Below are 4,678 nucleotides of genomic sequence, written 5' to 3' on the forward strand. Positions count from 1 at the left end.
CACCAGCACCGCCGCCCCCACCCCCACCGTGTCCGTGACGACGTTGAAGCAGTGGTGCATGCCGTAGATGAGGTAGACGTACGCCCGCCCCGGCGGCCCGAACATCACCTCCGTGCGCGGGGTGACACCCTTGGCGGCATGACACGCCAGGTCGTGCTCCCCGATGTAGGCCTCGGTTTCCACGATGCGGCCCACCCGCCGCCCGCCGGGCCCCTGCACCACCAACAGGGTGCCGAGCAGCTCCCGGGCCACGGTCAGCGCGGGGCGCGCGTAGAACTCTTCCAGCAAACAGTTCACTTGAGGATTGTACCCACGGCCACCCCACGCCGCCGCTCGCAGTCCCTTCCGTCAGGCAGCGGAGCCCCCGCGCAATAAGAGGTGTCGGAGCAGTTCACACCGGCGCGGGGCTGGGGCAGATTGCGCCGCACCATGTCCACACCTGGCCGGCTCTCCGGTCTCCTGCTTCCGCTCTTCTCGCTCCGCTCCCAGACGGACTTCGGCATCGGCGACTTCGGTGCCCTGGACGGCCTGTTCGGCTGGATGAAGGCCGCGCGCCAGCGCCTGTTGATGGTGCTACCGCTGCTGCCCACCGCGCCGGGCGACCCGTCTCCCTACTCCACGCGCTCGGCCTTCGGCCTGAACCCGCTCTTCATCGACCTGCGGCAGCTGCCGGAGTTCACCGCCTCCGGCGGCGAGGCCGCCCTGTCCGAGGAGCAGCGCCAGCAGCTGGCCGAGGCCCGCGCCGCCCCGCGCGTGCGCTACGACCTCGTCTTCCCGCTCAAGGACGCCGCCTTCGCGCGCGCCTTCGACACCTTCGAGGCCCAGCACTGGGCGCCCCAGTCCGAGCGCGCGAAGTCCTTCCAGAAGTGGCGCGACGCCCAGGGCGAGTGGCTGGAGAGCTACGCCCTCTTCACCGCCATCAGCGAGCAGGAGAACCGCCGGCCCTGGTGGGAGTGGCCCGAGGGGCTGCGCACCCGCCAGCCCCAGGCCCTGGCCGCCAAGTCCCAGGAGCTGGAGCGCCGCGTGCGCTACCACGCATGGCTGCAGTGGGTGGCAGAGCAGCAGTGGGACGCGGTGCGCGAGCAGGCCAAGGCGCGCGGCGTGCTGCTGTGCGGCGACGAGCCCTTCATCATCGGCCAGGACAGCGCGGACTGCTGGGCCCACCCGGACATCCTCCGGCGCGACGCGCGCCTGGGCGTGCCCCCGGATGACTTCTCCGCCACCGGCCAGGACTGGGGCCTGCCCTACTTCGACTTCGCCGCCATGGAGAAGGACGACTACGCGTGGCTGAAGAAGCGCGCGAAGAAGGCGGCCAGCTACTACGACCTGCGCCGCGTGGACCACGCGGTGGGCTACTTCCGCCAGTGGATTCGCGACGAGCAGACGCCCACCGGCCGCTTCGTCCCTCCGGACGAGGAGAGCCACAAGCGCCTGGGCGAGAAGCACTTCCGCCTCCTGTCCGAGGGCGCCGGCATCGTCGCCGAGGACCTGGGCGTGATTCCGCCCTTCGTGCGCCACATCCTCGCCAACCTCCAGCTGCCCGGCTACCGGGTGATGCGCTGGGAGCGCGACGACAACACCTACCGCCACCCGCACCAGTTCCCCGCCGTGTCGCTCGTCACCACCGGCACCCACGACACCGACACCATGGTGGAGTGGTGGGAAGGTGCCCGGGACGACGAGCGCCAGGCGGCCGCCCGCGCGTGGCCGGAGATGAATGGCGTGCCCATCACGCGCGAGTTCACCCCGGAGGTCCACCGCGGCATGCTCGCCGCGGCGCTCAACTCCGGCAGTGACTTGTGCGTGCTGCCCTGGCAGGACGTCCTCGGCACCCGCGACCGCATCAACCTGCCGGGCTCCATGAGCGACTCGAACTGGGCCTACCGCATCTCCCAGAACGCGAACGAGCTGCTCACCGAGCCGGAGACGAAGGACGCCGCGCAGCGCCTCGCGTGGCTCACCGCCTCCGCGCGCCGGTAGCCGCCGTCCCCGCGAGGGACTTCCGTCCGGAGGTCCCCGCCCGCCCCTTCAGTCGATGCACTTCACCTGGCCGGGGAAGCCATCGAAGATGGCGCACCGCCGGTTGGAGTTGGCGCACTCCAGCCGGTCGCAGATGTCGTCGGTGATGCACAGGGCCGGGGAGCGGCCGAAGTCCAGGAAGAGCTCGGCGCAGAACTGGTCGAACTCCTCGCAGCCGAAGGAGCCGCAGTAGGGCGCGTCCGCGAGGCTCTCGCCCTCCTTCAGCTTCACCACCTCGTCGTCATCCACGCCGCACGCGGAGCCGAGCACCGCGAGCGCGGAGAACACCAGGACGCTCTTTCGCCAGGACAGGGACATAGGGGGTCCAATCTGGCGCACCTCGGGCCGGCTTGCACGCCCACCCGCATTTCGAGACATGACCGGAGAGCGCCACCCGACACTGGCGGCGGCGCGCAGGTCTCGGAATGCGACACTGTCACCCCGCCTCTCTTGCAAGGAGCGAGTCAGCCGGGGGCCTTCCGGCTATGAACGCTCCGTGGCCGCCGCCCTTCCCCGAACCCTCCGCCTCGCCACCGCCGCCGCGCTCCTGCTGGCCGCCTCCTGTGCCACCACCCAGGAGCGGCCGCCGGGGCCCAAGGTCAACGACCTCGACATCCGGGGCACCGACGACATCAGCGAAGGTGACATCAAGGACCGCATCCTCACCTCGGAGACACCCTGGTGGGGCTTCTGGCCCTTTGGTGGCCCGCGCTACTTCGACGCCAACGCCTGGCAGGCGGACCTGCGCCGCATCCAGCGCTACTACCAGGCCCAGGGCTACTACGAGGCGGAGGTCGTCTCCGCCGAGGTGAAGCAGCAGGGGACCAACGCGGTCTCCCTCCAGGTCGACGTGAAGGAGGGCGAGCCCACCCGCGTCGCCGCCGACATCGACCCCGCCGTCCTCGACGGGCTGCCCCCCGAGTTCCGCGACGAGCACCGCGCCCGGGTGCTGGCGGACCTGCCCTTGAAGAAGGGCGACATCTTCCGCGAGGCCGCCTGGGAGGAGACCAAGGCGCTCATCGAGGACCGGCTGCACGAGCTGGGCTACGCGGAGGCGGAGGTGGGCGGCGAGGTGCGGGTGGACCTGGCCACGCGGGAAGCCATCATCGAGCTGAAAATCAACCCGGGCCTCCGCTACCGCTTCGGCAACACCTTCGTGGCCACGGACGCCAACCCCCAGGTGCCGCCCAGGCGCATCATCGAGCAGGTGCAGGGGGCCATCCAGAAGGGCGACTGGTACAGCGAGACGCGGCTGGCGGAGGCCCAGGCGCGCGTGTTCCGCATGGGCGTGTTCGGCGCGGTGAAGGTCAACCGCGGGGCGCCGGACCGCGAGTCCGGCACGGTGCCGGTGGTGGTGGACGTGCGCGAGGCGCCCTTCCGCTCGGTGCGGCTGGGCGCCGGCGTGGGCGTGGACGCCGCGCGCCAGGAGGTGCGCGCGCTGGGCGAGTGGACGCACCGCAACTTCCAGGGGGGCCTGCGGCGCTTCACCGTGCGCGGCCGGGCGGGCTACGCCTTCATCCCCAACATCCTCAACCGCGACAAGGCAGGCCCCGTCTTCGAGGTCACCACCGAATTCGAACAGCCGCGCTTCCTCTTCCGCGACCTGCGCCTGCAGACGTCGCTCACCGCGGAGCGGGGCCTGGAGCAGGCCTATGACTTCTGGGGTGGGAGGCTCCAGGCGGGCGTCATCTGGCAGCCGCACCCCAACCTCTCCATCTTCCCCTCGTACAACCTCCAGATCTACCGGCTGACGGGGCGCGTCAGCGCGGACGCGCGCGTGCCCCCCATCGTCCTGGGCTGCACGAGCACCTCCGGACAGTGCTACACGGCGCTGAGCTTCGTGGAGGTGGCCGCGGCGTGGGACCGCCGGGACGACCCGATTGCGCCGCGCGAGGGCTACTACCTGGCCATGTCGGTGCAGAAGGGCGGCGGCCCGCTGTTCGGCGGCTACGAGTACGTGCGCCTGCTGCCCGACGTGCGCTACTTCCAGCCCCTGGACGCCGACCGGCGGCTCATCCTGGCGGTCAAGGTCCGGATGGGCACGCTCAACCCGGCGAACAACTCGCCCACCTCCATCGTCACCCGCTTCTTCTCCGGAGGCGCCACGGCCATGCGCGGCTTCAACGGCCAGCGCCTGTCCCCCCTGACCGCCCTGCCCACCCAGGTGGACGAGGACGGCGACGGCATCCCGGAGGCAGTGACGCAAAACGCGCAGTGGGACACCGTGCCGGTGGGCGGCAACAGCCTCTTCGAGAGCGCGCTGGAGCTGCGCTACCAGCTCACCGACAGCCTGATGGTGGCGGCCTTCTATGACTCGGGGCTGGTCGGCATCACGAACTTCAGCGCCAAGGGCCCCCGACTGTTCGGTCCCGACCACTACCACGCCCTGGGCATGGGACTTCGCTACCTCACGGTGGTGGGCCCCATCCGGCTGGACATCGCGCGGCGGTTGAACATCGGCAGGGGATTGCCCGTCACGACTCCGGGGTACATCTATCCCGACTCCGGGGGCTGCTTCGGCCTGGGCAGCAGCTGGCGGATCAACGGTCCGAGGACACGGGGTGCCACCTACGCGGGTGCCCCGGAAGGGTTGTGCGCGCTGCATCTATCCATCGGAGAGGCGTTTTGAGCGACACCACCGCCCCGACTCCCCCACCCT

General features: G+C 70.7%; 4 protein-coding genes. 2 read left to right on the top strand and 2 right to left on the bottom strand.

From position 1 onward, the window contains the following. The coding region (locus HG543_RS51615) for a DNA-3-methyladenine glycosylase (protein WP_169352357.1) at nucleotides 1-297 on the bottom strand (297 nt) is incomplete at its 3' end. A gap of 132 nt (nucleotides 298-429) precedes the next feature. Between HG543_RS51615 and HG543_RS51620 the strand changes: the two genes are divergently transcribed. Further along, nucleotides 430-1,980: a 4-alpha-glucanotransferase gene (locus HG543_RS51620; RefSeq protein ID WP_169352358.1), complete on the top strand. Its 1,551-nt coding sequence runs from the start codon at nucleotides 430-432 to the stop codon at nucleotides 1,978-1,980. 48 nt (nucleotides 1,981-2,028) lie between these two features. On the opposite strand, the gene HG543_RS51625 is transcribed toward HG543_RS51620, so the two are convergent. After that, nucleotides 2,029-2,337, bottom strand: a complete 309-nt coding sequence (locus HG543_RS51625) for a hypothetical protein (RefSeq protein ID WP_169352359.1) — start codon at nucleotides 2,335-2,337, stop codon at nucleotides 2,029-2,031. A gap of 178 nt (nucleotides 2,338-2,515) precedes the next feature. On the opposite strand from HG543_RS51625, the gene HG543_RS51630 reads away from it, so the two are divergent. Further along, nucleotides 2,516-4,648 (top strand): BamA/OMP85 family outer membrane protein, encoded by a 2,133-nt coding sequence (locus tag HG543_RS51630; protein WP_343073653.1) that lies wholly within the window; start codon nucleotides 2,516-2,518, stop codon nucleotides 4,646-4,648. Nucleotides 4,649-4,678: the final 30 nt, after the last annotated feature.

The sequence above is a fragment of the Pyxidicoccus fallax genome, assembly GCF_012933655.1.
GTDB lineage: Bacteria > Myxococcota > Myxococcia > Myxococcales > Myxococcaceae > Myxococcus > Myxococcus fallax.

Excerpts from the sequence above, each read along its gene's own strand:
- HG543_RS51625 (WP_169352359.1), bottom strand. The coding sequence starts at position 2,337 with ATGTCCCTGTCCTGGCGAAAGAGCGTCCTGGTGTTCTCCGCGCTCGCG.
- HG543_RS51620 (WP_169352358.1), top strand. The coding sequence starts at position 430 with ATGTCCACACCTGGCCGGCTCTCCGGTCTCCTGCTTCCGCTCTTCTCG.